The organism is Thalassospira sp. ABD4_177, from assembly GCF_056160125.1.
Genome location: NZ_JBSWWO010000003.1, coordinates 270491 through 297025, shown reverse-complemented (window position 1 = coordinate 297025; position 26535 = coordinate 270491). Strand labels below are relative to the sequence as shown.

Sequence of the window (26535 nt, the reverse complement as noted above, 5' to 3'; positions counted from 1 at the left end):
TTTCAGGACACAGACAACAGGCATAGCCAATGCTGCCGATCAAGGACAACAACCCGACAACGATCACGCCATGGGTCACCTACGCGATCATTGCGATCAATGTCGTAGTGTTTCTGGGCACGGTTACCCTTGATCCGCGCGCAACGGTTCTGATGAACCTGCAATATGGCGCCATCCCGGCCGTGCTGTTTGGTCATGCCGAACTGCCGCCCGGCTTTTCACCCTTCCCGGATGGCTTTGGCTTCCTGTCGATCTTTTCGGCGATGTTCATGCATGGCGGCTGGATGCATCTGGGCGGCAATATGCTCTATCTCTGGATCTTCGGGAATAATGTCGAAGACTCGATGGGTCATTTCCGCTTTCTGATCTTCTATCTCGCCTGCGGTGTGGCGGCCGCCCTTGGCCATGGACTGCTGGATACCCAGTCAGAAATCCCGATGATTGGCGCATCCGGTGCGCTGGCCGGTGTGCTGGGCGCCTATTTCCTGCTTTATCCCAAAGCCCGCGTGCTGGTCTGGTTTTTCTGGGTGTTTATCTTTTATGTGCCGGCCGTGGTCGTACTGGGCTTCTGGTTTGTCAGTCAGGTGATCAATTTCGGCAGTGGTGCCGGCGGCGGCATTGCGTGGGTAGCCCATATTGCGGGCTTCCTAGCTGGTCTTGCCCTGATCCCGCTGTTCAAGCACCGCAATGTGCCGCTTTGGCATGACGGATCGCCCGCCCCGGCCTTTGGCGTTTACCGCCCCGGTCGTAAAACACGCGGCAGTACGTCCAATATCCCGCCCTGGGCAGCCGCCTATGAGGCAGAGCGCGCTGCCAAACGCGCCAATATGCGCCGCGAGCAGCGTGGCCCCTGGGGCAAAGAGGGCGAGGACCGCGATACATCCCCATGGGGACGTTATCAGCCCAATGCGGCGCCAGAACCAAAACCGAAACCAAAATCCAAACCATCGGTTGGCGTTCCGAAAGTTGTTCGCTTGCATCCGGACCGCGACAAGGACGATACTTAGGCCAAAGCAAAAAATATCGTCCTTGGAGGAAGACCTATGCACGCAGCCTACTTCACCGAATATCAGGGCCCGATCGAGGTCCAGAACCTTCCCGACCCGACCCCGGGAAATGGGGGTGTGGTGATCAAGGTGGGCGCGACTGGCCTGTGCCGCAGTGACTGGCATGGCTGGATGGGTCATGATTCCGATGTCCAGTTGCCGCACGTGCCCGGCCACGAATTTGCCGGCACTGTGGTGGCCGTCGGCAAGGACATCAAACGCTGGCAGGAAGGTGACCGCGTCACCGTGCCGTTTGTATCAGGCTGCGGTCATTGCCCGGAATGCCATAGCGGCAACCATCAGGTCTGCGATCAGCAATTCCAGCCGGGCTTTACCCACTGGGGCAGCTTTGCCGAATATGTCGCTATTGATTACGCCGATACCAATCTTGTCCGCCTGCCCGATGAAATGGATTTTTCTACTGCCGCCAGCCTCGGCTGTCGCTTTGCCACCAGTTTCCGCGGCGTGATTGATCAGGGCAAGGTATCGGCCGGTCAGATCGTCGCCGTCCATGGCGCCGGTGGTGTCGGCCTGTCGGCCATCATGATTGCCGCGGCCGCTGGTGCCTATGTCGTGGCGGTCGATATTGATGACGCCAAGCTCGATTTCGCCAAGGAACTGGGGGCCAATGCGGTGCTGAATGCTGCCAGCATCGATGACATCCCGGCGGCAATCAAGGACATCACGCGCGGTGGCGCGCATGTGTCGGTCGATGCGTTGGGCAGTGCGGTAACCTGCTTTAATTCGGTCGCGTGTTTGCGCAAACGTGGCAAGCATATCCAGATTGGCCTCATGACCGATGATCATGCCCATGCCAAAGTCCCTATGGATCGGGTGGTCGCCCATGAGCTTGAAATCCTCGGCAGCCACGGCATGCAGGCCTTTCGCTATGATGCGATGCTCGACATGATACAGGCGGGAAAACTGGCCCCGCAAAAGCTGATTGGCGATCACGTCACCCTGGCCGAGGGCGCGACCGCACTGATGAGCATGGACAGCTTCGTCGGTACCGGCGTCACCGTGATTGATCGGTTCTGATCCATGCTGGCCGGTATTGCCTTTCACCCCAAAGACCCGATTGACGATCTGCTGGCTGCCATTGCCGACGGGATGCTCGCCAATGGCAAATCGGTTGCCGGTTACGTGCAAAAGCGCCGCAAGGATGCCGATTGCGGCACACTTGTCCATGTCCGTAACTTGCGCAGCGGCGATGAAATGCCGATCACCAAGAATCGTGGCAAAATGGCCAAGGGCTGCAAGCTTGATGGCGATGCGCTGTCCACCCTGGCCGCCCAACTGTCGCGCGATGTTGAGGCCGGCAGTGACATCCTGATCATCGCACGCTTTGGACGAAGCGAGGCCGATGGCCGGGGCTTGCGGGATGTCATCTCACGCGCAATGGATCTGGAAATTCCGGTACTGGTCGGGGTACGCGATGAGTATCGCGATGCGTGGGACGCTTTCCATGGCGGCTATGCCAAGGCCCTTGCCTTTGACGAGACCGCAATCGAAGACTGGTTGTCCGCAAATCTGGCAGATACGGTTTCTGCCTGACAATGGCGTAGTGCTTAGCTGCTTTGCCCGACATCGCTTGGCACATGGCCCTTGACCAGGACCTTCTCGGCAAAGCGTTCAAACCATGCACCGAACGCGGCGTCATATTTTGCCCGTCCCGCCCGCTGGGTATCGGGGCACTGGCCGTTCGGGCGATCGGTTTTATCCCCGGCATTGGCAAGCCAGCGTTCATGGCTTTCATCATCGACTTCGGGATGGAACTGAATACCCCAGATCCGCTCATCAACATGATAGGCCTGATGGGGAAATGTCGGCCCGGTTGCTACCAGCTCCGCCCCGTCGGGCAGCCCGAACCCTTCGCTGTGCCAGTGATAGACCATCATTTCATCCGGGAAAAGATGTTCGCCGGCAGGCGTAGGCTGCACCGGGTAATAGCCGATTTCGGTCATGCCTTCGGGATGGGGCTCGACCGCGGCACCAAGGTTGCGCGCCATCATCTGCGCACCCAGGCAAATGCCCAAATACATCGCATCACTGGAAACTACGGTCGGCAACCAGTTCATGATGGCACTGACATTATCAAGATGATCGTCATTGGCACTCATCGGTCCTCCAAACACGACGACCAGATGATATTTGCAAAGATCAGTCGGCAATTCGTCGCCTTCACCGGGGCGGCGAATATCGAACTCGAACCCGTAGCGGCGCATGACGGTGCCCACCCGTCCCGGCTGACCGGTGGCGGAGTTGAAAACCAGTAAAATGCGTTTTTTCGGGCTCAGGTCGTTCATACCATCCTCTTTGCTGCAATAGCGAAGGTAGACTGCGTTTCCCCGTTTTGACAAGCCCTGCATCGGCAAAACGATGCCGCCAAAAACCAAAGGCCGCCCTGCTGTGCGGGGCGGCCTTTGAAATCATTATAAAAAACGCTGATTTAAACGTTGAACTTGAAGTGGAAGATATCGCCGTCCTTGACGATATAGGTCTTGCCTTCCTGACGCAGCTTGCCCGCATCGCGCGCGCCGGATTCACCGTTGAATTCGATGAAATCGTCATAGGCGATGGTTTCGGCCTTGATAAAACCGCGTTCAAAATCGGTATGGATAACGCCAGCCGCGTTCGGGGCGGTCGCACCGGTAAATACCGTCCATGCGCGTGCTTCTTTCGGACCAACCGTAAAGAAGGTCAGAAGATTAAGCAGCTTGTAGCCTTCGCGGATGATACGGGCCAAGCCGGTTTCGGCAAGACCAAGACCTTCGAGAAACTCTTTCTTGTCTTCGGCACTTTCGAGCAGGGCCACTTCGGCCTCAATCGCTGCTGAAATCACAACCGAACGCGCACCCTGTGCTTCTGCCATTTCGGCAACCTTGTCGGACAATGCATTGCCTTCAGCTGCGTTGTCTTCATCCACGTTGCAAACATAAAGGATCGGCTTGCTGGTCAGAAGCTGCAGCATGCGGAACGCTTTGGCTTCTTCTTCGCCATCAATTTCGACGACACGAGCCGGTTTGCCCTCGCGCAGCACTTCAAGCGCGCGCTCGATCAGATCCATGGTCAGTTTGGCGTCCTTGTCGTTCGAACGCGCCTTTTTCTGAAGAGCCGGAACGCGCTTTTCAAGGCTTTCCATATCCGCCAGCATCAGTTCGGTTTCAATGGTTTCCGCATCGCGCACCGGATCGACCGAATTATCGACATGGGTAATGTCGTCATCTTCAAAGCAGCGCAGAACATGCACGATGGCATCGGTTTCGCGGATGTTGGCCAAGAACTGGTTACCCAGACCTTCGCCCTTGGATGCACCGCGCACCAGACCGGCAATATCAACAAATTCCAGCTGGGTCGGAATGATGTTGGCCGATTTTGCGATGGCTGCAATTTTATCAAGGCGCTCGTCAGGAACACTGACACGACCGGTATTGGGTTCAATCGTACAGAACGGGAAGTTCGCAGCCTCGGCTGCTGCCGTCTGGGTCAGGGCGTTAAAAAGGGTCGATTTACCGACATTTGGCAGACCGACAATACCGCATTTGAATCCCATCTTTCCGGGCTCCGTAACTTGAATTTCTGTTCATCATGATCGGTCTGCATACGCGCAAACCAGACTATTTCTTTTTGCCAAATGCCTTGGCAAGCGCATCGGCCATCGCCGATGCTGCATTACTGACCGGGGTATCGGCGCGCTCAAGCCGCACCTTTGCTGCCCCCGAAAGATCTTCGATCCCCTCACCGGCCTGTGGCTGGTTTTCGGCATCTTTGTTCTTCTCGCCTTTGGCTTTATCGGCCGCCGGCTTGTCCTTTTTCGGCGCCTTTGGCTTGGGCGGGGATACGATGGCGGAAACCTTGCTCATAAAGCCGCCATCATCGCCCTTGGCCAGGCGCCCGAATTCTGCTGCCACCACATCAAGCAGCGTCATCAGCCAGCCATCCTGTTCGGCCTTGGAAAAATCTCCAAGCACATGTCCATGCACACGGGATTTATCCCCGGGATGGCCAATGCCCAAACGAATGCGGCGATATTCCTTGCCACAATGGGCATCAATCGACTTCAGACCGTTATGGCCGCCATGGCCGCCGCCGCGTTTGACGCGCAGCTTGCCCGGTGGCAGGTCCAGCTCATCATGCAGGACAATAACGTCTTCAACCGGAATCTTGTAAAAGCGCAGCACTTCGCCAACGCTTTGTCCCGACAGGTTCATGAAGGTTTCCGGTTTCAACACCAGAACCTTTTGCCCGTTCAAGTCACCTTCGGAAATCTGGCCCTGAAACTTCTTGCGCCAGGGACCAAAAGAATAGCGGCGGACGAGTTCGTCCGCCGCCATGAAGCCAATGTTGTGACGATTGGCGGCGTAGCCCGATCCCGGGTTTCCCAATCCAACCACCAGTAACATCGTAAGACCTCGATCTTATTCTTCGGTCGATTCTGCTTCTGCACCTTCGCCTTCTTCGTCAGAAGATTCGCTTTCTTCCGATTTCAGAGCGGACGGAGCAGCAACGGTCGCAACCGTGAAGTCGCGGTCGGTGATGGTAAGCTCAACACCTTTCGGCAGTTTAATTGCCGAAATGTGGATCGAGTCACCAACTTCGACACCCGTAAGGTCGAAGACCAGCTCTTCCGGAATTGCGTTCGGTGCGCAGAGAACTTCAACGTCGTGACGAACAACGTTAAGCACGCCACCTTTTTTGAGGCCCGGGGATGCTTCTTCGTTTTCGAAGCGAACCGGAACTTCAACGTTGATGGTCTGGCCTTTAGAGAAGCGCAGAAGATCGACATGCATGATTTCGTCAGAAACCTTGTCGAACTGAACGTCGCGCGGCAGAACTTCGTATTTCTCTTTGCCAACCTGAACGGTCAGAACGTGGGAATAGAAGCCCGGCGCATGCAGAAGTTTCCAAAGCGGACGCGGGTCAACCTGGAACAGAACAGGATCCTGTTTTGCACCATAGATAACACCAGGGACCATACCGGCACGACGCACGGCACGGGCGGCCCCCTTTCCGGCCCGTTCACGGATTTCCGCATTGATAACAGTATTTGCCATCGGAAAATCTCCTTGAACTAAAAGTAAGTTGCCCCCGCAGGTTGGTGAGATTCACCGCTGAAAGCCTGCGAAAACAAGTGCGGTGGCCTCCAGGGGTGCCACCGCAGCGAGGGCCTTATACCCTCAATCGAAAAGAACGGAAACAGATTTTTCTTCCGAAATGCGACGGATGGCTTCTGCCATCAGCGGCGCGATCGGAAGCTGTCTGATTTTTCCACAACCACGCACCGCATCGGATGCCTTGATCGAGTCACTGGTAACCACCTCGGACATCGGCGAATTGGCGATACGCTCAACCGCCGGACCGGACAGAACACCATGCGAAACATAAGCCGCAACCGACGATGCACCACGATCTTTCAGCGCACCGGCCGCATTGCACAGCGTGCCAGCAGAATCGACGATGTCATCCACCAGGATGCAAGCCGCATCCTTGACGTCACCGATCACGTTCATGACTTCGGAAACACCGGCCTGCGGACGACGTTTGTCGATGATCGCCAGTTCAGCATCCAGACGCTTTGCAACGGAACGCGCGCGCGCCACACCGCCAACATCCGGGCTGACGATAACCAGTTTCTGGCCTTCGAACTTGTTGCGGATGTCGCTGGTCAGAACCGGCGATGCAAACAGGTTATCCAGCGGAATATCGAAGAAGCCCTGAATCTGACCGGCATGGAGATCCATGGTCAGAACGCGGTCTGCACCGGCAACCGTAATCAGGTTGGCAACCAGTTTCGCCGAGATCGGCGTACGGGGACCCGATTTACGGTCCTGCCGGGCATAGCCGAAATACGGCATGACAGCCGTGATACGACGGGCCGAACCGCGGCGCAGCGCATCAAGCATCACCAGCAGTTCCATCAGGTTGTCGTTTGCGGGATAAGAGGTGCTCTGAATGACAAAAACGTCCTCACCGCGGACGTTTTCCTGAATTTCGCACCAGATTTCCTCATCAGAGAAACGCTTCACATCTGCACGGGTAAGCGGCAGGTTAAGATGGTCAGCAATTGCCTCTGCCAACGGGCGGTTACTGTTACCAGCGAGGATCTTCATAGCGGGGCCTCGGTTAATGGGTGCCGGGAAAGCGAATAACTAAATCCTGTGCGACTCCGCTCAACACACTCAGCCGTCATCAGCCCTGTTTGCCCTTGCCGCCCAACAGCCCGGAAACTGGGAAATTCCCGCCGGTTCAACGACACATTCACGACACTCAAAGACCAAATCTCGGCGATTCTGCATATCGGCAGATCGCGGCGGCTTTATAACCAGCCGTCAACAGTCTGTAAATGGGGCCAGTGCCGAATAACGACAAGGCAGTCATGCATGCCTTGCCCATCGGCCATTTGCGCGCGCATCACGTGCCAGTCCAAGAACGACCTAACGCGCCGACGCGGTTTTATTATCGTCGCGCAATTGAAGCTTCTTGCTGTTGGCGATCTGGCCCAGAACCCCCTCAAGGGTTTCGACCGCCGCCTGGGCTGCAAGGGATGCCACCGTGCCCCACCGCTCATCAAGCTGGCCGCGCGGCACGACATTATTCTGGTTCATCTGCCCCAGTTCCGTGCCATCGACTTCCATGATGATCCATTCAATCGATACACGATCAAGCGGGGTTGTGGTTTCTTCTTCGACCGGACTGACATCAATGGTCGCAGACAGGATGACACTGTTTTCATCCACCTCACGGTTATCCACCGTGATGCCGCGCGCCTGCAACAAAGCCCCGGCCGATCTTTGAAGGGCGGTATTACCATCCCCCGGCGCACCGGCAAAATCAATCAGCGCCACTTTCATGATCGGTGCCGCACGCAAGGACGACCGGTCGCCGGTAATCATAAAGGCGATCTCGTCTGCGGGCTCGGCCACCAACCCTTCATAGGTTTTTGCCAACGGATCATCCGCCTTGCCTTCAAGCTCGCGGACTTTTTCGACCAGTTCCTTGGGAATGGCGAGGTTGTTTTCCTCAGGTCCCGTGGGTTGATCGGCAAACCATTGATCAGCCGCCAACTCCCCGGCTGAATGGGTGGTATCAATCGCAAGCCCGTCCGGGCGCATCAGAACCCAGGTAATATCAAGCGCGGCGCCATTTTCGGTCAGGCTGGCCTGCACATTGGGGCGCAGGATGTAATCGCCACCGGTATCGGTTTCGCTATAGGCCGGAATATCACGCATGCGCAGTGCCCGTGCCATCGCGCGCGCCAGATGGGCTGATGCCCCTTCGGGCAAATCTTCGGTCGTCTCGACCCGGACGGTCCCGGTATCGCGCAACTCAAGCAAGCCCGGATCACCGGCACGACCAGCGCCCTCAAACGGGCGCGGCAAATCGCCACAGGCCGCAAGCAAACCGGCCATGGCAAACATCAAAACAACAGAACGCAGGAAAGACTTCATCGGGGCAAATTTCGTCGTCACATCATCACACAACCAACCATGGTCGCGATGATCATAAAGAAGAACAGCATGATCAAATGCGGCATGATGTTACGCCTCTGTCAACATGATCGCCGAAAGCTGCCGCCCATAATCAGGCTCCTTGCGCAGCGTCGTTCGACGATAACTGTAAAAAAGCTCTTCCTCCGCCAGCGTATCGCGCGCCACCAACTCGACCGATGCAATCCCCGTCGCAATCGTCCGACGACGGACATATTCCGGCAAATCAAACATGAAATGCCCATCGCGCACCGACGCATCGAACAGGTCTTCCTCGCCTTCCGGTCCGGCAAGGATGGTGTCGCGGAAAGTGCCGTCGACCTCATAGGATTTGCGCGCAATGCATGGCCCGACAGCGGCGTGAATGTTTTCGCGCGTAGCACCAAGCTGTTCCATCGCATCAACCGTGCTGGCCGAAATACCGCCATGGGACCCGCGCCAGCCGGAATGGCACGCGCCGATCACACCCGCCACCGGATCATGAAACAGAACCGGTGTGCAATCGGCGGTCAGAATACCCAGCATGATGTTCGGCCGATCTGTAACCATGGCATCAGCCTTGGGGGCTTCTTCGCGTGATAGCGGCTTATCAAGAACCGCCACGTCAATACCATGCACCTGATACACCGTGCTCAGACGATCGGCATTGGTGTCAAATGCGGATGCGGCGCGTGCACGGTTTTCGGCGACGCGGTCCTTATTATCATCCGATCCGAAACCGACATTCAGCCCGCCGAGAATACCGTCACTGACCCCGCCCTTGCGGCTGAGGAACCCGTGGCGCAATCCATCCTTGTCCGACAGGTTCCCGGCTTCAAACCAGGTCAAACCCTTGGCGCTGCGCTCAATCCCGTCGGTAATCGGATGTGTCATCTTGGCCTGCTCCGTTGCCAAAGGCGTTGCGCTTGTGGTCAATTTAGCCCGCCACGCCACTGACGCAAGGCGGCGGGGTGGTATCGCGACCATAGCCGATCAGAACTTTAAAAAGCGTTCCCATCTGATCGGCATCGACCAACCGCGACAACGCCTGATCAATCGCGGTTTGCTGATCATCATCGGCATTGGTTTTCAAAAGCTCGGCCCGTTGATCAATGCCAAGCATGCGCAAAAACGTCCCTTGGGTCAGAACCGCACCGGTACGCGCGCCGGCTTCGTTCATCGCCCGTCCAATGGCGGCAAAATCAACATGCGCGGTCAGATCGGCATTGCCCGGATCGCTCAGAACCGGATGATAGTCATGGCCCTTCAAAGCCTGGAACGTGTCGCCAAACGCACTACCTGGATGGCCATAATCAATAAACAGTGCGCCGCCGCCCGTTTCGTTCAGGCGCCTTGCGATCTGATCGGCAATGGCGATGGCGGGTGCGCAACTTTCAAAGATATCACCCTTTTTCGCCGCCCCCCGCATGGTCGCCGGGATCAGCGCATCGGTGATCGGTGTTTCCGCCCCACGGACAAACCCAAGCTCGCCGGTTGTGGCATCGACGCCGACAAGCCGTTCGGCCCAGCCTTTTTCCCCGCGTTCAAACTGGCGGATCGGCAGGGCGTCAAAGAACTCGTTGCCGATGACGATTGCCGGCACATTGGCGCGCGTCGGGATCTCATCAAATGTTTCATGCCAGGTTGCCGGAATGCCATAGGCCATGATCGCCGTTTGCTGATGGGTGCGCAAAACCGGGCTGGTTTCAACAAACCGCACAGTCAGCGCATCGCCAAAGCCCGGCACATTGCGCACCGCCCGCAACGCATCTGACATCAATGTCCCGCGCCCCGGCCCCAATTCGATCAGATCGATTTTTGGCGGGCTGCCCATCTGTTGCCAGGTCACCGCGGCCCAAAGCCCGATCAGTTCACCAAACATCTGGCTGACTTCCGGTGCCGTGATGAAATCACCGGCGCGACCAAACGGGTCCTGCTTGCGGTAATAGCCATGCTCTGGATGGGCCAATGCCTCGGTCATGAAGTCGGCAATGGTGATCGGGCCGGATACATTGATCCGGCGCTTGATATGGGCCAAAAGCGGGCTGTCGGTCTCGGAACTCATATTTACTTTACGCGTTTTCGGCTTCTTTGGGATGGACCCGGGTTTCAATCGGCTTGGATTTCAGCGCATAGATAATGCAGCCAACACCCACCAGCACCATCGGGATGGACAGGATCTGTCCCATGGTGATGCCGCCTGCAAGGTAGCCCAGCTGGGCATCCGGCTGGCGGAAGAATTCGACAATGATGCGCGAAATGCCATAGCCCGCAACGAACGTCCCACCAAGAATGCCCGGACGGTGGCGGATAACCGCATTGCGCGACAGGATGAACAGCACGACAAACAGGATCAGACCTTCAAGCAGTGCTTCATAAAGCTGGCTTGGATGACGTGGTTCCGGCCCGCCATTGGGGAACACCATGCCCCACGCGACATCGGTGGTCCGTCCATACAGCTCACCATTGATGAAATTGGCAATCCGGCCAAAGAACAAACCGATCGGGGTTGCGACCGCGGCAGCATCGAGAACAGCAAGGATGGAAATCCCGCGCTTTCTGGCAAACAGAATGATCGCCAGGATCACGCCCATGAACCCGCCATGGAACGCCATGCCGCCCTGCCAGACCTTCAGGATGTTGGCCGGGTTATCCAGGTAATAATCCAGATTGTAAAACAGGATATAGCCCAACCGCCCGCCAAGGATCACGCCCAGTGTCGCCCAAAACAGCAAGTCATCGACATCACGCTTGCTCATGATGTTGGGCGTTTTGGTGCAGTAATAAACCACATATTTCCAGCCCAGCAGCAGACCGGCAATATAGGCCAGCGCATACCAGCGAATGGCAATCGGGCCGATGGAAATCGCAATCGGGTCTATCGCCGGGAAGGCAAGGCTCAGCATCTGGAAAACTCCGGATCAGCTATTGGGTGTTGAAGGTGGGTGTTGAAGGCATCAGTCAGGACGTAGGCCGTGCTGAAGTCGCAAAGGAGTTGGGCAGCATCATGGCAAGCCGCCCGATCCCATGCGGATCACACTCAGCGGAACGCATCCTCGCTCGCAAGATAATCCTGCACATAGGACCGCACCCCTTCTTCAAGCGATGTCATTTCCTTGCCGTACCCCGCCTTGCGCAGCTTGGTCATATTGGCTTCGGTGAAATACTGGTATTTGTCGCGGATTGCTTCCGGGGTCGGCACGAATTTGATATCGGGCTCCTTGCCCATGGCGGCAAACACCGCCAGTGCCAGATCCTTGAAGCTGCGCGCCTTGCCGGTCCCGATATTGAACAGGTCGCTGACATCGGGATTGTCATAAAGCCACATGATGATATCGACCACATCGCCAACCCAGACAAAGTCACGCAGCTGGCCGCCATCTTCGTAATCTGGATGGTGCGATTTAAAAAGGGTCGCGGTTTCACCGTTTGAAAGCTTGTCAAACAGCTGGGAGACAACAGACCGCATACCGCCCTTATGGTATTCGTTCGGGCCATAGACGTTAAAGAACTTCAGCCCGGCAAACTGTTTGGGACGGAACCCGTTCTGATCCAGGATGCGGCGGAACCGGCGGTCGGTCGCATGTTTCGACCAGCCATAGGCATTGAGCGGTGCCAGCTTTGCCAGATCAGCTTCATTAAAGCTGTCATCAAAGCCCTGCGTGCCATCGCCGTAAGTGGCTGCCGAGGATGCATAGATCAGGCGGGCCGAATGGTGCGAACACCAGTCCCACAGCCAGGTCGTCAGTTTCAGGTTGTTGGTGACGATCTTGTCGGCATCGGTTTCCGTGGTCGCGGAAATCGCGCCCATATGGAAAATCGCCTCGACATCGCCGGCATGCTTTTCAAGGAAAGCTGGCAGTTCATCAGGATGGACAATGTCGCGCAGGTTCCGTTTGGCGATGTTTTTCCATTTGATGCCATCCCGCAAACGATCCACGACAACGATGTCGGTCTCGCCACGCTCTTCAAGGGCGGCAACAATATTGGAACCGATAAACCCGGCACCACCGGTGACGATAAGCATTGCTTTCTCCTGCCGAGGCCGTCCTGCCCGCAATCAGCAAAGACGACAGATCATGTTTGACGACACTTTATAAGACCGCCCCTGATCTGGAGCAAGAAAAGCCATGCAAAATAACGCTATCGTCACGTCCGCTTCATGACGTGCGGCTTGCCCTGACGCGATGATGCGCCATATTATGCCCAACAACAGATTCAAAAAGCCGGAGACCACCATGCAGATCAATAACCGCATTCTCGATGACCTGACCCGTGTCACCAATTCCGCATTGGGCACCATGACCGGTGTCAAAGGCGAAGTCGATGCCATGGTCCGCCAGCAGTTTGAAAAAATCCTGCTCAACATGGATCTGGTCACCCGCGAAGAATATGACGTCGTCCATGATGTCGCGATCCGTGCTGCTGAACGCATTGATGCGCTCGAAGCCAAGATCGCCGATCTCGAAAAGCGTCTGTATGCAACCGAGCCGGCCAAAAAGCCGACCGCCAAACGCAGCACCGCCAAGGCCGCCCCGAAAACTGCGGCCAAAACGGCGGCAAAAAAAGACGCCTGATCGGGCAAATCATCCCCACATATGAAATAAGGCCGTGGGTGGGAAACACACCTCGGCCCTTATTTGCCGTCACAAGCTGGCGCGCCAAACGGTCAAATTGAATTGGCCCCGGGCCGTGATCAGAATATTCATTGCAGTCCTGCGCGCAGCAGCGGTTGAAACAAAGCGTTCACCGGCATATAGTGCGCGCCCTTTCGCATATGCTTGAACAGGCTGGGTATAAATGAACGACCAAATGGAAGATATCGGCGACATCGGCGACGAAAATCCGTTGCTGCTGGTCGAGGATATTGCCCGCACCAACCAGTGGCATCTCGAACGCCGCAGCTCGGACGAGATCGTGGTCGAAATCCCCGCGCACTGGTGCACTTATCTGGTCTATTTCACCTGGCGTGATGATGCCGAAGCGCTGCATATCGCGTGCTGTTTTGATCTGTTCGTGCCCGAACCGCTGCGCCCACGTATTTATGAGCTGGTTGCCAAATGCAATGAACAGCTCTGGATCGGGCATTTTGGCCTGTGGCTTGAAGAAAACATGCCGCTGTTTCGCCATACCCTGCTATTTGGCGGTGACGTACCCCCGATGGTCGAACAGTTCGAAGAGCTGATCGAAATCGCGCTGTCCGAGTGCGAACGCTTCTTCCCGGCTTTCAACTTCGTGCTGGGTCAGGGCAAATCCCCGGACGAAGCGCTGGTGCACGCCATGCTCGAACCCGCCGGGCAGGCCTGATCCCCAACCCCGGTCTATTTGCGTTACAAGGACGGCGTATCGCCGTCCTTTATCATTTCCGGCGTCATTTCCGGCATTTTTTCGCCGCGGGGCGCGCTTTTGTAAAAACAAAACAATCGCCGCAAACCGGCTTTTGTGCCTGCCCCTGACAACAGAAAATCCCGCCGCACCGGCATATCCCAGCCAAAGCATCCAGATCACAGGGGAGGCGCGCCAAACCGCTGTTTGATACACACGCCTCTTGCCCTTCGCGCTGACTTGACCCACCTTGAGAAGATCGCTACGGCATTGCATCACATGTGTTGATCGCCCCACGATTAACCAAACGATCAACCAAACCCGATGGATAAAGCGGAGCAGAATTTATGAATACGCGTCTTTTGCTGGTTGGCTGTGGCAAAATGGGCAGCGCCATGCTCGAAGGTTGGCTGGCCCGCGGGCTGGTCGCTTCCAACGTCTATATTGTCGAACAGGCCGAGGCCGCCGAAAAGCTTGAAGCAAGCTATGGCATCAATGGCGTCACCGATGTTGCCGAAGTGCCGTCCGACTTTGTCCCGCAGGTCGTGCTGTTTGCCGTCAAGCCACAGGTCCTGCCCGATGTGATTGACGCCTACAAACCGATGGTCCGTGCCGAAACCGTATTCCTGTCGGTTGCCGCGGGCAAAACCATCGACTTCTTCACAAGTCATCTTGGCGACACCGCGCGCGTCGTGCGGTCGATGCCCAATACGCCAGCAGCCGTATCGCGCGGCATGACCGTGATGTGCCCGACCGAAAATGTCAGCATCGCCCAGCGCGAAATGTGCCAGACCCTGCTTGAAGCTGTCGGTATGGTTTCCTGGGTTGAGGATGAAGGCCTGATGGATGCCGTTACCGGGCTTTCGGGCAGCGGACCTGCATATATCTTCCATCTGGTCGAGGCCATGGCACAGGCAGGCGAAGCAGCCGGCCTTCCAGCTGATCAGGCGATGACGCTAGCCCGACAGACTGTGGTGGGTGCCGGCTTCCTGCTTGATGCCAGCGAAGAAACCGCCGCTACCTTGCGCAAGAATGTCACAAGCCCCGGCGGCACCACCGCCGCCGCCCTTGATGTTCTGATGGATCAAAAAACCGGCCTGCCCGAATTGATGACCCGCGCGGTCGCAGCCGCCCGTGACCGGTCCAAAGAACTCGCGGGCTAAGCACCCACCAACATCAAAACCAAGGAGGACGTCATGCCATCCAAAAAGGATATCCCCAATCTTCTGATTGATGCGGCCCTGAAGCTCGCCGCAGAACGCGATTGGCATGACGTCACCCTGATCGATATCGCGGGCGAAGCCGGCGTGTCTGTTGCCGAGTGCTACGATCATTGCAGCAGCAAGGGCGATATCCTGCGCCGCTTTGTCAAACGGGTTGACCGCGAAGTCCTTGCCGATCTCGATTCCGAGGACTTCAATGAACCCGGCCATGACCGGCTGATTGCCGTCATCATGGCACGGTTTGATATCCTCTCGGACTATCGCCCTGCCCTGCGCTCGATCATCACATCGGGCGGCGACCTTGGCCCGACCGATGGGCTGCGCGCCATCAAAACCCATTTCGGTGCGATGCGCTGGATGTTGGAAGCCGCCGGTTTTCAGACCGCCGGCCTGCATGGCAGCATGCGTGTGGCCGGCCTGACGGCGGTTTATGCCAAGACCTTCAAACAGTGGCTTGATGATGACAGCACCGATTTCGGCCCGACCATGGCCTATCTCGATCGGGAACTGTCCAAGGCCGCCGGATGGGACCGCAGGGTTGAAAAGGGTCTTGGAAAGGCATCATCGATTTGTGGTAAAATCGGCAACCGCGCCCGGGGTTTTTCGTTCAAAAAATCTGCAAGCCCGACTGAGGCCGACGATCAAAACACCCCGACCGATGAGGGTCCCCATCAGGGGGCACCATCAGGGGGCACATCAGGGCCAACAGCTAATTCCCTGATTTGACACCCGAAAATCAGATCTACACCCAAGGTTATATTTCAGACACAAAACATTAACCCAAAAGTTATTGTGCAGTGCAAAAAATTCCTTGACGGCAGGCAATCATTCCGGCATATTGCAGTTGAATTTGTGCGGCGCACAATAGCGCCTCATTCCATATCTGTTGCAAATTAATGGAGTGCAAACCATGACCGCCGCAAAAAAGGCAACCAATCCGTTCTTTGACCTCGACTTCACCAAATACACTGCGGATTTCAAAATTCCGGGTGTTGACGTGAACGAAATGATGGCGTTCCAGCGTAAAAACGTGGAAGCCCTCACCAAAGCTAACAAGGTGGCCTTCGACGGTTTCCAGGCTGTCGCTCAGCGCCAGAGTGAAATCTTCAAAACGCTGCTGGATAAAGTTCAGACCCAGGGCAAAGATTTCACTGCTACTTCTGCTGACGACCCGATGGCTTCGGCTGCAAAACAGACCGAAGCAGCAAAAGCTGCTTACGAAGAAGCTCTTGCAAACGCTAAGGAACTGTCTGGTCTGGTAACCAAGTCCCAGGAAGAGGCTCTGACCCTTCTGCAGACTCGCTTTACCGAATCCCTTGACGAATTCAAAGCTGCTATCGAAAAGACCGCAGCTTCGAAGTAACAGCTTTGGCTGTTAAATTCCCGTAATCTACTTGATGGCAGGGCCTTATGGTCCTGCCATTTTTCTTTTGCCCGCCTGTATCATACCCCTGTCTCATCCCCGCCCTTTTTGCTCAAACTCCGAAATTCACCCGGCATTGCTGGTTTGGGCTTATCACCGTGATCTGATCTTACTAAGCTGCGCTCATAACGAAGGAGACAGTCATGAGTGACGAAATCAGTTTTGATGATTTTCTGAAAGTCGATATCCGTATCGGGACCGTCATTGACGCCCAGGAATTTCCCGAGGCCCGCCGCCCCGCGCTCAAACTCTGGGTTGATTTCGGGCCTGAGATCGGCACCAAGAAAACATCCGCCCAGATCACCAAGCATTACACGCCCGAAAAACTGATCGGCCGTCAGGTGGCCGGCGTGGTCAATTTCCCCAAAAAACAGGTCGGCCCCTTCATGTCGGAATTCCTTTGCCTCGGTTTCCCCGACGCAGATGACGACAAGGGCATTGTCCTGATCCGCCCGGATCAGGATGTCCCGAACGGATCACGCCTGTTCTGATTCCGGGCTGTGCTAAAAAAGGAAAAGGCGGATATCGTCGTTGCGACATCCGCCCCATCCCCGCTCGTGTCACGCTCCCGGCAGGGTTAGCGTGCCAAAACAACCGACGCTTCGCGCGCCTGACCTACAATCATCGCCACCTCTTCGGAGACTTTACTCATCTCTGAGAATGATCCGTGCGACGCTTCCAGCGCGGCCTGAACGCCATGCATCTCGCTTCTGACCTGACTGGTGACGTCCCCCTGTTCACCAATAGCCAGCGACACCACCGCAACGCGGCTCAGCATCGCCTTGAGGTCGGAACGAAGCGCGGTTGAAATGCGTGCGCTTTCGCCAATACATTTTTCCAAAACATCGATCTGCTCGATGATGGCCGGATCCTCGCGCGCGCAATCGCGCAACACATCAATTGCGTTTTCCAGCGACACAATCGCGCCATCGCCTTCGATGGCATGGTCATAGGCACGATCAGCAACCGTGCGAAGTTCGCTCATGCGCTGTGCGGTCTCATCAACACTGCTGACAAGCCGGCCAGCAACCATCGCACTAACTTCCAGATGCGCCTGCGCCTGACGGAATGACTGGGATACATCATCATAGCTCTGATCAAACTTGCCAAGTCCCCGGTCGACCTCCTCAAAGCCGCTCTCAAGAGTTGATTTCAGATCAACCAGCGAGGCGACTTGATCGGTAATATCGGTGGCAAATTTGACAATCTTGCACACGCTTCCATTGGCACCGTAAATCGGGCTATAACTGGCTTCGAACCAGACTTCGCGACCATCCTTGCCAATATACTTGCACTGCCGCGCAGTGATTCTTTCTTTCACAATCGATCGCCAGAATGCCCGATAGTCGATGCTTTGCACATAGCCGGGCTCAACGAACATGCTGTGATGTTTTCCGACCACCTCTGAACGGCTATAGCCCATCGCGACAAGAAAATTGTAATTGGCGGACAGGATGTTACCCGCAACGTCAAACTCGACCACCGCATTGCTGTGCTCAAACGCATCAACCTTGCCCTGCAGATCGGCGAAACTGTCATGACGGTCCGTGACATCGACACCAATCCGAATAATCCGGACCACAGTCCCCTTGGCATCCCGGATCGGGCCAACCGTCTCTTCAACCCATTTGCGTTCGCCCGATTTGGTCACCCAGGGCAGGACAACCCGTTTGTTTTTTCCGGCACGCAAATCTGCCCAGCACAGACCGTATTCCGGCGCCTCGGCGAAATCGTTTGAGATGAAGGTCGCGTGATCTCGCCCCAGAACTTCGTTTTCGTCATAGCCGGTGAGTGCAAGGAAGTTGTCATTGACCCGCAAGACCTTTCCATCAAGGTCGAACTCCGCGACGGCAAAGGACGCATCAACAACATCAAACATGTCCGAAAACATGTCGGCAGTTTCAAGACGAATGGCCATTATTGAATTCATGGTTAACTCCGAAACTTCAGGACGGGACGCACTTCACAGAACGTTTGTGATGAGGCGAGTATCCCCTCCTTCCGCCCGAGCGAACATCCCCATTTGGGGAGGGCGATATACATACGTATATTTCTTGGTATAGACTCCCATAACAAAAGAGGCAAGACGCTTTCGCATCTTGCCTCTTCACAACCCAAATCGCCTTTCGTCGTAAAACTCTTAAATCCTAACGTGAAAGAACCAGAGCCGCCTCTCGAGTGCGTCCGACAGAGCCGGAGACGATAGAGGAGGCATCACGGATGAAGTTCACACTTCTTGCGAACTGTTCGACAGAATCTGCCATGCTCTGCATGTTGCTTGAAACCTGCTGGGTTACTGAACTCTGCTCCTCAACGGCAGAGGAAATCGTCGTAACATTGTTTAGCACATCCTCGACTTCCGCCCGGATTGAGCCCAACACTCCTGCGACTTCACCAGCGATGTTTTGGACACCTCCGATCTCGTCGGTAATCTGCTCCGTGGCCTTGGCAACCTGATTAGCCAGGTTTTTGACTTCATTTGCAACTACCGCAAAGCCCTTGCCTGCTTCACCGGCACGCGCGGATTCAATCGTTGCGTTTAGTGCCAGCAAATTAATCTGTCCGGCAATATCCTGAATGACATCAATGATGCTGCTCATGGCGGTCACGACTTCGCTCATTTTCTCGGTCGATGCGCCTGCAGCGATGGATTTTTCATAAACCTGATCAGTGGATGCGCGCGCCTCTGCCATACTTCGAGAAATTTCAGCGATGGATGCCGCAAGCTCTTCTGCAGCCGAAGCGACCGTTTGAACATTTGAAGATGTCTCTTCACAGCTTGAATAGGCCTCGCTGGAACGTTGATCCAACTCACCCAGACTTTGGTCGATTTCGCCAAAGTTGCTATCGATCATGCTTTTGAGGTCCGTCAGAAGCTTGACCTGCTCGGTTATGTCACTCGCATATTTCACCACTTTGTACGGCACGCCATTGGCATCAAAGATCGGGTTATAGGATGCCTCGATCCAGATTTCGCGCCCCCCTTTGGCAATCCGCTTGAACTGCTGTGCGGTAAAGTTTCCCTTGGCAAGCTCACGCCAGAAATCAACATAGTCCTGGCTGCTTGCGTAGGACGGATCAACAAACATCCGGTGATGTTTGCCAACAATTTCTGACAGTTGATACCCCATCGCTGCCAGGAAGTTTTCATTGGCATTCAGGATATTACCATTGAGATCAAATTCGATCATGGCCTGACTGCGGTTGATCGCATTGATCTTGCCTTCGAAATCGGCAAGCGTTTCCTGACGTTTGGTAATGTCGGATGCAAATTTCACAATCTTGGTGACATTGCCCTTGCTGTCGCACACCGGGTTATAGGTCGCCTCGATCCAGACGTGCTGTCCGGTTTTGGTAATGCGCGGGAAAGAGGCACTTTTAAAGAAACCTTTGCGCAAGTCGGACCAGAAGGCTTCGTAATCCGGGCTTTTGCGAATTTCATCGGGAACGAACACGGCGTGATGCTTGCCGACAATCTCGGAAAGCTCATAGCCCATTACGGCGAGGAAATTGTCGTTCGCGCGCAGGACATTTCCCTGCAGATCAAATTCGATAACGGCAAGCGACTTGTCCAAAGCCTCGAGAGTCATTGCAGCAACCTGGGAGGAAGAACGATTGAAGAAGCTGAAAAAGCCCATTGTGACCTCCTGTAAAACAGCATCAGGGCACTTCCAATTCTTTGAAGCCTGACGCGACATGGCCGCAATCTAAGTAATCACTTCAACCGCAAACATCCTCATATGAGGAGCGTTGAAATCCCTCCAAAACAACCCGTACCAATCACGAAAAAAGGCAGCATCCAAGGGATACTGCCTTTCCGTTCTCAAACGCCCAAAGGATCGAATGCTTACTTTTCCACGAACGCTTTCTCAATCACGAAGTGACCCGGCTCGTTCATGTTGCCTTCCTTGCCACCCCAATCGAGAAGCATCTGGCGGGTATCAGCAATCATCTGCGGGTTGCCGCACAGCATGAAGCGGTCGTTTTCTAGGCTCGGCTTTTCCAGACCAAGGTCTTCGTAAAGTTTGCCCGATGCCATCAGTTCGGTGATACGGCCCTGATGCTTGAACTCTTCGCGGGTGACGGTCGGGTAATACAGAAGCTTGTTCTGCACTTCCTCGCCAAAGAATTCATTATGCGGCAATTCGCTGTGAATGAATTCCTGATAGGCCAGTTCACGCACTTCACGGCAGCCATGGACAAGGATCACCTTGTCATAACGCTCATAGGTCTCGTAATCGCGGATCACGCTCATGAACGGCGCAAGGCCCGTACCGGTCGACAGCAGCCACAGATTCTTGCCCGGCAAAAGGTTGTCATGGATCAGGGTCCCGGTCGGCTTGCGCCCGACCAGGATCTTGTCACCCACTTTGATATGCTGCAAACGCGAGGTCAGCGGACCGTTCGGCACCTTGATCGAGAAGAATTCAAGTTCTTCGTCATAGTTTGCACTGACCATCGAATAGGCGCGCAAAAGCGGCTTGCCTTCAACTTCGAGGCCGATCATCGCAAACTGACCATTGATGAATCGGAAGCCCGGATCACGGGTGGTTTTGAACGTGAAGAGGGTGTCGGTCCAATGATGGACATAAGTGACGGTTTCTTCGTTTAAATTGCTGGCCATAACGCTACATCAATCCGTTTCGTCTGTCTGTGTGTGGAACCGTGGCGGGAAACACGGAGTATATATCCCGGCACGCATTCCATGCCAAGTTGTCGCGATTTAACATCAACTACGCGTATATCGCAAGAAAACAATCAAAATTTATTGTCATTTTGTGTGAATTACATAATTTTCTGTATATTTAGTGTGAAATGCGCTCAAAGGCAGAAACCGGGCAGCAGCAGCATCACAGCACCATCCAGTCCCTCACCTGCCGGTTTGATAAGCCCACAGACCGTTTGCTGCAATGATACATCGCAATGAATATGTGCGGATTGCAGCCCCCGGGTACCGGCGCCTTAGGCATCCTTTTTCCCGCGCGGATTTCACCTTGCCGCTCAGATTCGCACCCCATAAGATGGCCAACCAATCATAAAACAAGAACCATCAGGAAGCGCCATGTCGTCCCCCAAATCCCTGACCACCGATTTCGTCCCCGTTCCCCTGCCCGATTACCAGGAATATGACCTCGCCCAGATGCGCGCGCGGGCGCAAGGATTCTATGACGAGATCAAAACCCGCCATACCGTCCGCGATTTTTCGGATCGCCCCGTCCCGCGTGACATTATTGAAACCTGCATTCGCGCGGCGGGCACTGCCCCCAACGGCGCCAACCACCAACCCTGGCATTTCTCGGTGATTGGTGACCCGGCGATGAAGCGCAAGATCCGCGTCGCAGCAGAGGAAGAAGAACGCGCCTTCTATGAAGGGCGCGCGGGCGAGGAATGGCTCGATGCCCTCAAACCGCTCGGCACCGATGACAGCAAACCGTTTCTTGAAACAGCACCTTGGCTGATCTGTATTTTCGGCGAACGCAAAAGCCGATCTGCCGATGGCAAGCTGCGCAAGAACTACTATGTCCCGGAATCGGTTTCCATCGCGACGGGCTTCCTGATTGCCGCCCTGCACCGTGCAGGCCTCGCGACCCTGACGCACACGCCAAATCCGATGAGTTTCCTGACCGACATCTGCGGCCGCCCTGATCACAACAAGCCCTATATCCTGCTGGTCACAGGCTACCCGGCGGCTGATGCCACCGTCCCGGCCCACGCGACCGAGAAAAAGGACCTGTCAGAAATCGCGACATTTTTCTAGAGCACCTATTCGCGCACAACTTGCAGGCAGGTTATCGACGCCAGAAGCGTAGTCTATAAATACACCGCGCAAAAACTTGCCACTCCACAACTAGAAGCATTTGCAATACAATATACTGTCCTTCTGCTGGGCTCATTCCCGAAAGAGACTGAATCATGAATTTTTCGGCACAAAGAAGCGCCATGTCTTTGCACGGCCATGCAAACACATTCAGCAACATGCTGCAAGACAACCAGCGCATGCAGGCCTATCGCGCCGCACTTGAAAAACTTGTCACCCCCGAGACCATTGTCGCCGATGTCGGAACCGGAATGGGAGTACTCGCGCTTTTTGCCGCGCGTGCCGGAGCAAAGAAAGTCTATGCCGTTGAACGTGTTCCCGAAGCAGCAGAGTTGGCGCGACAAAACATTGCTGCCAATGGGTACAGAGATACAATCGAAGTTGTGCTCGGTGATGCCGAAACTATTCGCCTGCCGGAAAAAGTGGATATTCTCGTAACGGAGACAATGGGAACAACCGGTGTTGACGAGCAGATCCAGAATTTGGCAGGAGCTTTTGCACGCAACAATCTGAAGCTTGATGGCATCACCATCCCGCATACTGTGCGTGCGATGATTGCCCCGTCTGATTTCAGTCACTTGACACACGCCCTAAACTCTAGCGCAAGCATCGCTGACTTCGACTGGTCGGTTCTGGAAAACCTTCCGGGTGACAACAATATGGCCTTCCGAATGCCGGAAACTGATTTTGTTCCGCTGGGTTCCCCCGCAATATTGGACGAAGTCGCAGTTGGCATGACGGAAGTCCCGGCCGCGGATCCGCTCAAGATCAATCTGGTTATTGACCGCCCCGGAACACTGAGATCTTTTGTCCTGTGGTTTGAGGCCGATATGGTACCTTCGGTGGATCCTGATCTAAAAATTATCAACTACCCCGGACAAAGCAGGCCATCATGGTCTTGCGGTATCTTTACTCTAGGGGATCCAACGCCAGTTGAGACCAAAGATAGTCTGACTGTCTCAGTTGACACCGGCCGTCGTCAACACAGTCTGAACTGGTCACTTCGCTGGATGAAGAATCAACCGTGACATATTGCTCAAAATGACACGTTAACCTTTTTATAGGAGGTATTTCATCATGGGGCCCGATAGCTATACCGCGATGATGAGCTGCACTGCAGCAAATTTTGCACCCGTTGATACAGCATTTTGTTTCGGCCAAATTGTCCCCATTGTTGATTATCAGACTCTCTATTCCCTTATTGGCAACAGATTCGGTGGCGATGGTCGTAGCTCCTTCGGATTACCGGACATGCGGGGCAGAACGGCGGTGGGCACAGGTCAGGGACCAGGTTTGACAAATGTCATACTTGGAGGATTGCGTGGCGCGGAAACTTCCACCGTGCCTTTACCAAATCATTATCACGAGGCTGAATTCACTCCATCAGGCTCAACAGGAACATATCCGGTCACAGGAACTATAACCAGTAAAACAGGCAAGGTCACGAGCGATGCAAACCTCAATATTGCAACCAGCACCGTGTCCGGTACCGCATCAATTAACGGCACGGCTCCCGTAACAGGAATAACTCCCGTGACCCTGAATGGAAACTCTTATGTCAATAATAATAACGGCGCGTTAGCTTCCCCCCAGAACAATGGAGCTCTGGCACAACCAAATATTGCAGGAAATCCGGTAAACATGTTTGATACCGCACCGTCATCTGGTGAAGTCGCAGCAGGTCATGTCTCGGTTTCCGGCAACGTTCCTTCTACGGGTAAAACAGTGGATGGCAGCGCATTTAATGTCGACACAAGTGGCTTGTCAGTATCGCTCACCGGATATGCAGTAACATCCGGTATCAACGTCGCTGTTCCCGACCCGGATTTTAACCTCAATGTCGATATATCTTCTGCGGCAGGAGGTACCGTTTCAGTTTCTTATGCTGGAACCTCAGACGCGACCATAAACAAATTGCCGCCCCAACTCGGTCTCAATTGGATAATCATGACAGATGGTCTTTATCCACCACGGCCTTAGAGCAATTTCCGTTTAGATTGAAACGTTTTGCCGGAGGCATTCTTCTGTCCTGCAAGGAAAGGATCACCGAGCGTAGCGCTGCTACGGTCAAGATACTTGACGCTGCGGGGCAGAGGTTATCCCGGCCAGTAGGGTTTGCTTTTGACGGCGTTTCGCAGCGTTACACCGTTTGGCCCGCCCCGTCACATCATTCTGCACGCTGTTGTTCCTTGCAAAACGACACACCAAAAGCACACAGAATAGAGCAGATTAAACGCAAAACGCTCTAGAATTCCAATCTGGCATGCAGCGACAGGACCGAATATTTGACATCGCTCTCACTGGCCAAGCTACGCTTTAGATCAATAGAAAACGTTGCACCTGCATCGACATAATCAATGCCGGTTGCGATGGTCTGATTTTCCTCAACATAATTACTTCGAACATACGGAGACAGCGAAGCTTCTCCGTTGCCGAAAATACTGTTGATACTAATGCCATAGGAAATCAAGCCACCAACAGAATACTCGCTGTAATCGTCGCGTCCCAATTGTGTTTGCCCCTCAAGACTGCCTGCAAACCCACTGTTCGCATTCCCGAACCGAACACCACCACCAACGTCAAAGGCGTTGCTATCGTCGTTTGTTTTATCACGAAGATCATAGACAAAATCGACGCGGGTGAAAGGCTGTATCACTGTCCCGTTTTGGTCGAACAAGTAACTCGCTTCAAAGCCCGGCTTGACCTGAAGACCTGTGCTAGTTGATCTGGCTACAAACGTACCGTCACTTTCCGTATAAGCATCCGTCGTCTTCCGGGAACCAAGAAGGCTTGTATTCGCAGTAAGATCCAACGGAATCTCCTCATTGGGGCGGAACCGATAGCTGGCCGTTGTCGCCGCATACCACATATTCGTACCGGTACTTGAGGTCACATTGGCATCTCGCTCGCGATCCTGGTTCCCGAAACTATACCCGCCAAGAACCGATATTTTGAGGTTCTGGCTAACATTGAAAACAGCATACGGCGTCGCTGAAAAATTCTTTTCGTCATAGGTGCCGGAATTAAACGTTGTGGTCAGATCGGTTTCGGAATAGCCAAATGAGACCCCCATATAGGCGTTCGGCATAACGGCGTAATCAAAACCAAGATTGTACCCCCAAACGTCACCATCATAGCGCAAATCACCGGCATCGTTGTTGCGGTCATTCTCGACAGACGTAAAGGACCCGTATCCCCATACGGTAAGCGGCCGCTCCGCTGGCAGGTCACTTCTGGTTCGAAGAACATCAGACGCATCCGGGCCATTTTCATCACCCGCTATCCCATAAGACATGCCAGAGGTATCAAAGGATGCCCGCATCAAAAGGTCACGGATCGACGCAGCCCTCTGCGCGTTAGACCCCGTACTGTCTCCAAGACCGGCAAAATTCGAGAAGTTGCTTGGTTGATCATTGACAGGATTGCCTCCTCCGCCCGGGATACTGCGGCCAGCGCCCGAAGGAGAATTTCGGCTGATCCCGGCCGGGCTCCCGATGTTCGCAATGCGCACGCCAATATTTGTGGAAACAACATCCAGTTGCGCCTGCCCCACATCTTTGTCAACAGCCTGCTGCGCGTTTGTCGTGCTCGAAGATGATGAATCATCTGAACTCCCGGTGCAGCTAAAGGTATAGGACGGGTTCCAATTGAGCGGATCGGGACGGCTCGCAGAATTGATCGTATTCAGGACGATGTTCGTTGAACCCGTGTTATTTATTGTAAAGACAAGAGACCCGGAATTGTTGCTTAGAATACTCTTGGTTTGTCCATCAACGGTGACTTCAACATCCAGAGTGATTGATGCCGACATGGTCACCGTAAGCTGCTCACCAGCCTCAAAATTGAACGGTCCAATCGTGTCGGTATTCGTCCCGATATTACTGGTAAAGTTGCTGGCAGCGATATTGCCACAGCCTGCCGACAGGGCATGAGCGGGCAGAACATACATAAATCCCGCAATCACAGGAACGTACAGAACGCTTTTTATAAAGTAAGTTTGTTCTTTACTAATCACCTGACCGCGTCCCCAGCAGAACGTAATCACCCCTAGATTGTACTCTCTGTCATAACACTACCTAAGAAAAATTAACATATGCAATTTCTCTAAAGAGCAAAAAAAATACACCGATAACAATCTACTGGCATTCTCAGCGCATCAAAGGCCCACATTTGACCTTCCCCCCCTTTTTTGCCTATGTCGTGGAGTTAAGACACCGGGAAGGCTGACTATTCA

The 26535-nt window shown here is 54.6% G+C and carries 26 protein-coding genes; 12 read left to right on the top strand and 14 right to left on the bottom strand.

What is annotated here, in order from left to right; all coding sequences use genetic code 11:
• The first annotated feature begins 29 nt into the window (after positions 1-29).
• Genes ACXAF0_RS17370 through ACXAF0_RS17360 form a run of 3 tightly spaced genes read left to right on the top strand, consistent with a single transcriptional unit; the run spans position 30 to position 2600 of the window.
• The gene (locus ACXAF0_RS17370; RefSeq protein ID WP_475347089.1) at positions 30-1007 is read left to right on the top strand and encodes a rhomboid family intramembrane serine protease; all 978 of its coding nucleotides are present in this window, start codon (positions 30-32) and stop codon (positions 1005-1007) included.
• A gap of 36 nt (positions 1008-1043) precedes the next feature.
• Positions 1044-2084 (top strand): zinc-dependent alcohol dehydrogenase family protein, encoded by a 1041-nt coding sequence (locus ACXAF0_RS17365; protein ID WP_475347088.1) that lies wholly within the window; start codon positions 1044-1046, stop codon positions 2082-2084.
• Positions 2085-2087: 3 nt separating this feature from the next.
• Positions 2088-2600, top strand: a complete 513-nt coding sequence (locus tag ACXAF0_RS17360; RefSeq protein ID WP_475347087.1) for a DUF2478 domain-containing protein — start codon at positions 2088-2090, stop codon at positions 2598-2600.
• A gap of 14 nt (positions 2601-2614) precedes the next feature.
• On the opposite strand, the gene ACXAF0_RS17355 is transcribed toward ACXAF0_RS17360, so the two are convergent.
• The 10 genes from ACXAF0_RS17355 to rfaD form a co-directional block, all read right to left on the bottom strand.
• Complete coding sequence (locus tag ACXAF0_RS17355; RefSeq protein WP_475347086.1) at positions 2615-3352, bottom strand: glutamine amidotransferase-related protein; 738 nt, start codon at positions 3350-3352, stop codon at positions 2615-2617.
• Between the two features lie 143 nt (positions 3353-3495).
• Positions 3496-4599, bottom strand: a complete 1104-nt coding sequence (gene ychF / locus ACXAF0_RS17350) for a redox-regulated ATPase YchF (RefSeq protein ID WP_475347085.1) — start codon at positions 4597-4599, stop codon at positions 3496-3498.
• 64 nt (positions 4600-4663) lie between these two features.
• Positions 4664-5449, bottom strand: a complete 786-nt coding sequence (gene pth / locus ACXAF0_RS17345; protein WP_475347084.1) for an aminoacyl-tRNA hydrolase — start codon at positions 5447-5449, stop codon at positions 4664-4666.
• Between the two features lie 15 nt (positions 5450-5464).
• A complete protein-coding gene (locus ACXAF0_RS17340; protein ID WP_475347083.1) occupies positions 5465-6100 on the bottom strand; it encodes a 50S ribosomal protein L25/general stress protein Ctc in 636 nt (211 codons plus the stop codon).
• Positions 6101-6223: 123 nt separating this feature from the next.
• The gene (locus ACXAF0_RS17335; protein ID WP_475347082.1) at positions 6224-7156 is read right to left on the bottom strand and encodes a ribose-phosphate pyrophosphokinase; all 933 of its coding nucleotides are present in this window, start codon (positions 7154-7156) and stop codon (positions 6224-6226) included.
• A gap of 324 nt (positions 7157-7480) precedes the next feature.
• The gene (locus tag ACXAF0_RS17330) at positions 7481-8494 is read right to left on the bottom strand and encodes a hypothetical protein (protein WP_475347081.1); all 1014 of its coding nucleotides are present in this window, start codon (positions 8492-8494) and stop codon (positions 7481-7483) included.
• Between the two features lie 90 nt (positions 8495-8584).
• Positions 8585-9406 carry a peptidoglycan editing factor PgeF gene (gene pgeF / locus ACXAF0_RS17325; protein WP_475347080.1) on the bottom strand — a complete coding sequence of 274 codons (822 nt, stop codon included), beginning with the start codon at positions 9404-9406 and terminating at the stop codon, positions 8585-8587.
• A 43-nt stretch (positions 9407-9449) separates the two neighbouring features.
• Entirely contained in the window at positions 9450-10577 is a 1128-nt protein-coding gene (locus ACXAF0_RS17320) for a class I SAM-dependent methyltransferase (RefSeq protein WP_475347079.1), read from the bottom strand.
• Between the two features lie 7 nt (positions 10578-10584).
• Complete coding sequence (gene lgt, locus ACXAF0_RS17315) at positions 10585-11418, bottom strand: prolipoprotein diacylglyceryl transferase (RefSeq protein ID WP_475347078.1); 834 nt, start codon at positions 11416-11418, stop codon at positions 10585-10587.
• 134 nt (positions 11419-11552) lie between these two features.
• Positions 11553-12539 (bottom strand): ADP-glyceromanno-heptose 6-epimerase, encoded by a 987-nt coding sequence (gene rfaD / locus ACXAF0_RS17310; protein ID WP_475347077.1) that lies wholly within the window; start codon positions 12537-12539, stop codon positions 11553-11555.
• Positions 12540-12750: 211 nt separating this feature from the next.
• Here rfaD and ACXAF0_RS17305 point away from each other — a divergent pair, with 211 nt between their 5' ends.
• From ACXAF0_RS17305 to ACXAF0_RS17280, 6 genes are all read left to right on the top strand, one after another.
• Positions 12751-13089, top strand: a complete 339-nt coding sequence (locus ACXAF0_RS17305) for an accessory factor UbiK family protein (protein ID WP_475347076.1) — start codon at positions 12751-12753, stop codon at positions 13087-13089.
• Between the two features lie 223 nt (positions 13090-13312).
• Positions 13313-13819 carry a type III secretion system chaperone family protein gene (locus ACXAF0_RS17300; protein WP_475347075.1) on the top strand — a complete coding sequence of 169 codons (507 nt, stop codon included), beginning with the start codon at positions 13313-13315 and terminating at the stop codon, positions 13817-13819.
• A gap of 365 nt (positions 13820-14184) precedes the next feature.
• Positions 14185-15000: a pyrroline-5-carboxylate reductase gene (proC, locus tag ACXAF0_RS17295; RefSeq protein WP_475347074.1), complete on the top strand. Its 816-nt coding sequence runs from the start codon at positions 14185-14187 to the stop codon at positions 14998-15000.
• 33 nt (positions 15001-15033) lie between these two features.
• On the top strand, positions 15034-15786 hold the full coding sequence (locus tag ACXAF0_RS17290; protein WP_475347073.1) for a TetR family transcriptional regulator: 753 nt from the start codon (positions 15034-15036) through the stop codon (positions 15784-15786).
• A 184-nt stretch (positions 15787-15970) separates the two neighbouring features.
• Complete coding sequence (locus ACXAF0_RS17285) at positions 15971-16423, top strand: phasin family protein (RefSeq protein ID WP_475347072.1); 453 nt, start codon at positions 15971-15973, stop codon at positions 16421-16423.
• 203 nt (positions 16424-16626) lie between these two features.
• A complete protein-coding gene (locus ACXAF0_RS17280) occupies positions 16627-16974 on the top strand; it encodes a tRNA-binding protein (RefSeq protein WP_475347071.1) in 348 nt (115 codons plus the stop codon).
• Between the two features lie 86 nt (positions 16975-17060).
• Here the strand turns inward: ACXAF0_RS17280 and ACXAF0_RS17275 are convergent, their stop codons facing one another.
• The 3 genes from ACXAF0_RS17275 to ACXAF0_RS17265 all read right to left on the bottom strand — a co-directional run bounded on the left by ACXAF0_RS17275 (position 17061) and on the right by ACXAF0_RS17265 (position 21107).
• On the bottom strand, positions 17061-18413 hold the full coding sequence (locus ACXAF0_RS17275) for a PAS domain-containing protein (RefSeq protein ID WP_475347070.1): 1353 nt from the start codon (positions 18411-18413) through the stop codon (positions 17061-17063).
• 217 nt (positions 18414-18630) lie between these two features.
• Complete coding sequence (locus tag ACXAF0_RS17270) at positions 18631-20121, bottom strand: methyl-accepting chemotaxis protein (protein WP_475347069.1); 1491 nt, start codon at positions 20119-20121, stop codon at positions 18631-18633.
• A gap of 209 nt (positions 20122-20330) precedes the next feature.
• Entirely contained in the window at positions 20331-21107 is a 777-nt protein-coding gene (locus ACXAF0_RS17265; RefSeq protein WP_475347068.1) for a ferredoxin--NADP reductase, read from the bottom strand.
• A gap of 438 nt (positions 21108-21545) precedes the next feature.
• Here ACXAF0_RS17265 and ACXAF0_RS17260 point away from each other — a divergent pair, with 438 nt between their 5' ends.
• The 3 genes from ACXAF0_RS17260 (at position 21546) to ACXAF0_RS17250 (ending at position 24281) form a co-directional block, all read left to right on the top strand.
• Entirely contained in the window at positions 21546-22241 is a 696-nt protein-coding gene (locus tag ACXAF0_RS17260) for a nitroreductase family protein (protein ID WP_475347067.1), read from the top strand.
• A gap of 155 nt (positions 22242-22396) precedes the next feature.
• The gene (locus ACXAF0_RS17255) at positions 22397-23329 is read left to right on the top strand and encodes a 50S ribosomal protein L11 methyltransferase (protein WP_475347066.1); all 933 of its coding nucleotides are present in this window, start codon (positions 22397-22399) and stop codon (positions 23327-23329) included.
• 49 nt (positions 23330-23378) lie between these two features.
• The gene (locus tag ACXAF0_RS17250; RefSeq protein WP_475347065.1) at positions 23379-24281 is read left to right on the top strand and encodes a phage tail protein; all 903 of its coding nucleotides are present in this window, start codon (positions 23379-23381) and stop codon (positions 24279-24281) included.
• 265 nt (positions 24282-24546) lie between these two features.
• Here ACXAF0_RS17250 and ACXAF0_RS17245 read toward each other — a convergent pair whose 3' ends face one another.
• Positions 24547-26316, bottom strand: coding sequence for an autotransporter domain-containing protein (locus tag ACXAF0_RS17245; protein ID WP_475347064.1), 1770 nt, complete (start codon positions 26314-26316; stop codon positions 24547-24549).
• Positions 26317-26535 lie beyond the last annotated feature (219 nt).

Coding starts and splice junctions, on each gene's coding strand:
- ACXAF0_RS17370 (WP_475347089.1), top strand. CDS start 30: ATGCTGCCGATCAAGGACAACAACCCGACAACGATCACGCCATGGGTC.
- ACXAF0_RS17365 (WP_475347088.1), top strand. CDS start 1,044: ATGCACGCAGCCTACTTCACCGAATATCAGGGCCCGATCGAGGTCCAG.
- ACXAF0_RS17360 (WP_475347087.1), top strand. CDS start 2,088: ATGCTGGCCGGTATTGCCTTTCACCCCAAAGACCCGATTGACGATCTG.
- ACXAF0_RS17355 (WP_475347086.1), bottom strand. CDS start 3,352: ATGAACGACCTGAGCCCGAAAAAACGCATTTTACTGGTTTTCAACTCC.
- ychF (WP_475347085.1), bottom strand. CDS start 4,599: ATGGGATTCAAATGCGGTATTGTCGGTCTGCCAAATGTCGGTAAATCG.
- pth (WP_475347084.1), bottom strand. CDS start 5,449: ATGTTACTGGTGGTTGGATTGGGAAACCCGGGATCGGGCTACGCCGCC.
- ACXAF0_RS17340 (WP_475347083.1), bottom strand. CDS start 6,100: ATGGCAAATACTGTTATCAATGCGGAAATCCGTGAACGGGCCGGAAAG.
- ACXAF0_RS17335 (WP_475347082.1), bottom strand. CDS start 7,156: ATGAAGATCCTCGCTGGTAACAGTAACCGCCCGTTGGCAGAGGCAATT.
- ACXAF0_RS17330 (WP_475347081.1), bottom strand. CDS start 8,494: ATGAAGTCTTTCCTGCGTTCTGTTGTTTTGATGTTTGCCATGGCCGGT.
- pgeF (WP_475347080.1), bottom strand. CDS start 9,406: ATGACACATCCGATTACCGACGGGATTGAGCGCAGCGCCAAGGGTTTG.
- ACXAF0_RS17320 (WP_475347079.1), bottom strand. CDS start 10,577: ATGAGTTCCGAGACCGACAGCCCGCTTTTGGCCCATATCAAGCGCCGG.
- lgt (WP_475347078.1), bottom strand. CDS start 11,418: ATGCTGAGCCTTGCCTTCCCGGCGATAGACCCGATTGCGATTTCCATC.
- rfaD (WP_475347077.1), bottom strand. CDS start 12,539: ATGCTTATCGTCACCGGTGGTGCCGGGTTTATCGGTTCCAATATTGTT.
- ACXAF0_RS17305 (WP_475347076.1), top strand. CDS start 12,751: ATGCAGATCAATAACCGCATTCTCGATGACCTGACCCGTGTCACCAAT.
- ACXAF0_RS17300 (WP_475347075.1), top strand. CDS start 13,313: ATGAACGACCAAATGGAAGATATCGGCGACATCGGCGACGAAAATCCG.
- proC (WP_475347074.1), top strand. CDS start 14,185: ATGAATACGCGTCTTTTGCTGGTTGGCTGTGGCAAAATGGGCAGCGCC.
- ACXAF0_RS17290 (WP_475347073.1), top strand. CDS start 15,034: ATGCCATCCAAAAAGGATATCCCCAATCTTCTGATTGATGCGGCCCTG.
- ACXAF0_RS17285 (WP_475347072.1), top strand. CDS start 15,971: ATGACCGCCGCAAAAAAGGCAACCAATCCGTTCTTTGACCTCGACTTC.
- ACXAF0_RS17280 (WP_475347071.1), top strand. CDS start 16,627: ATGAGTGACGAAATCAGTTTTGATGATTTTCTGAAAGTCGATATCCGT.
- ACXAF0_RS17275 (WP_475347070.1), bottom strand. CDS start 18,413: ATGAATTCAATAATGGCCATTCGTCTTGAAACTGCCGACATGTTTTCG.
- ACXAF0_RS17270 (WP_475347069.1), bottom strand. CDS start 20,121: ATGGGCTTTTTCAGCTTCTTCAATCGTTCTTCCTCCCAGGTTGCTGCA.
- ACXAF0_RS17265 (WP_475347068.1), bottom strand. CDS start 21,107: ATGGCCAGCAATTTAAACGAAGAAACCGTCACTTATGTCCATCATTGG.
- ACXAF0_RS17260 (WP_475347067.1), top strand. CDS start 21,546: ATGTCGTCCCCCAAATCCCTGACCACCGATTTCGTCCCCGTTCCCCTG.
- ACXAF0_RS17255 (WP_475347066.1), top strand. CDS start 22,397: ATGAATTTTTCGGCACAAAGAAGCGCCATGTCTTTGCACGGCCATGCA.
- ACXAF0_RS17250 (WP_475347065.1), top strand. CDS start 23,379: ATGGGGCCCGATAGCTATACCGCGATGATGAGCTGCACTGCAGCAAAT.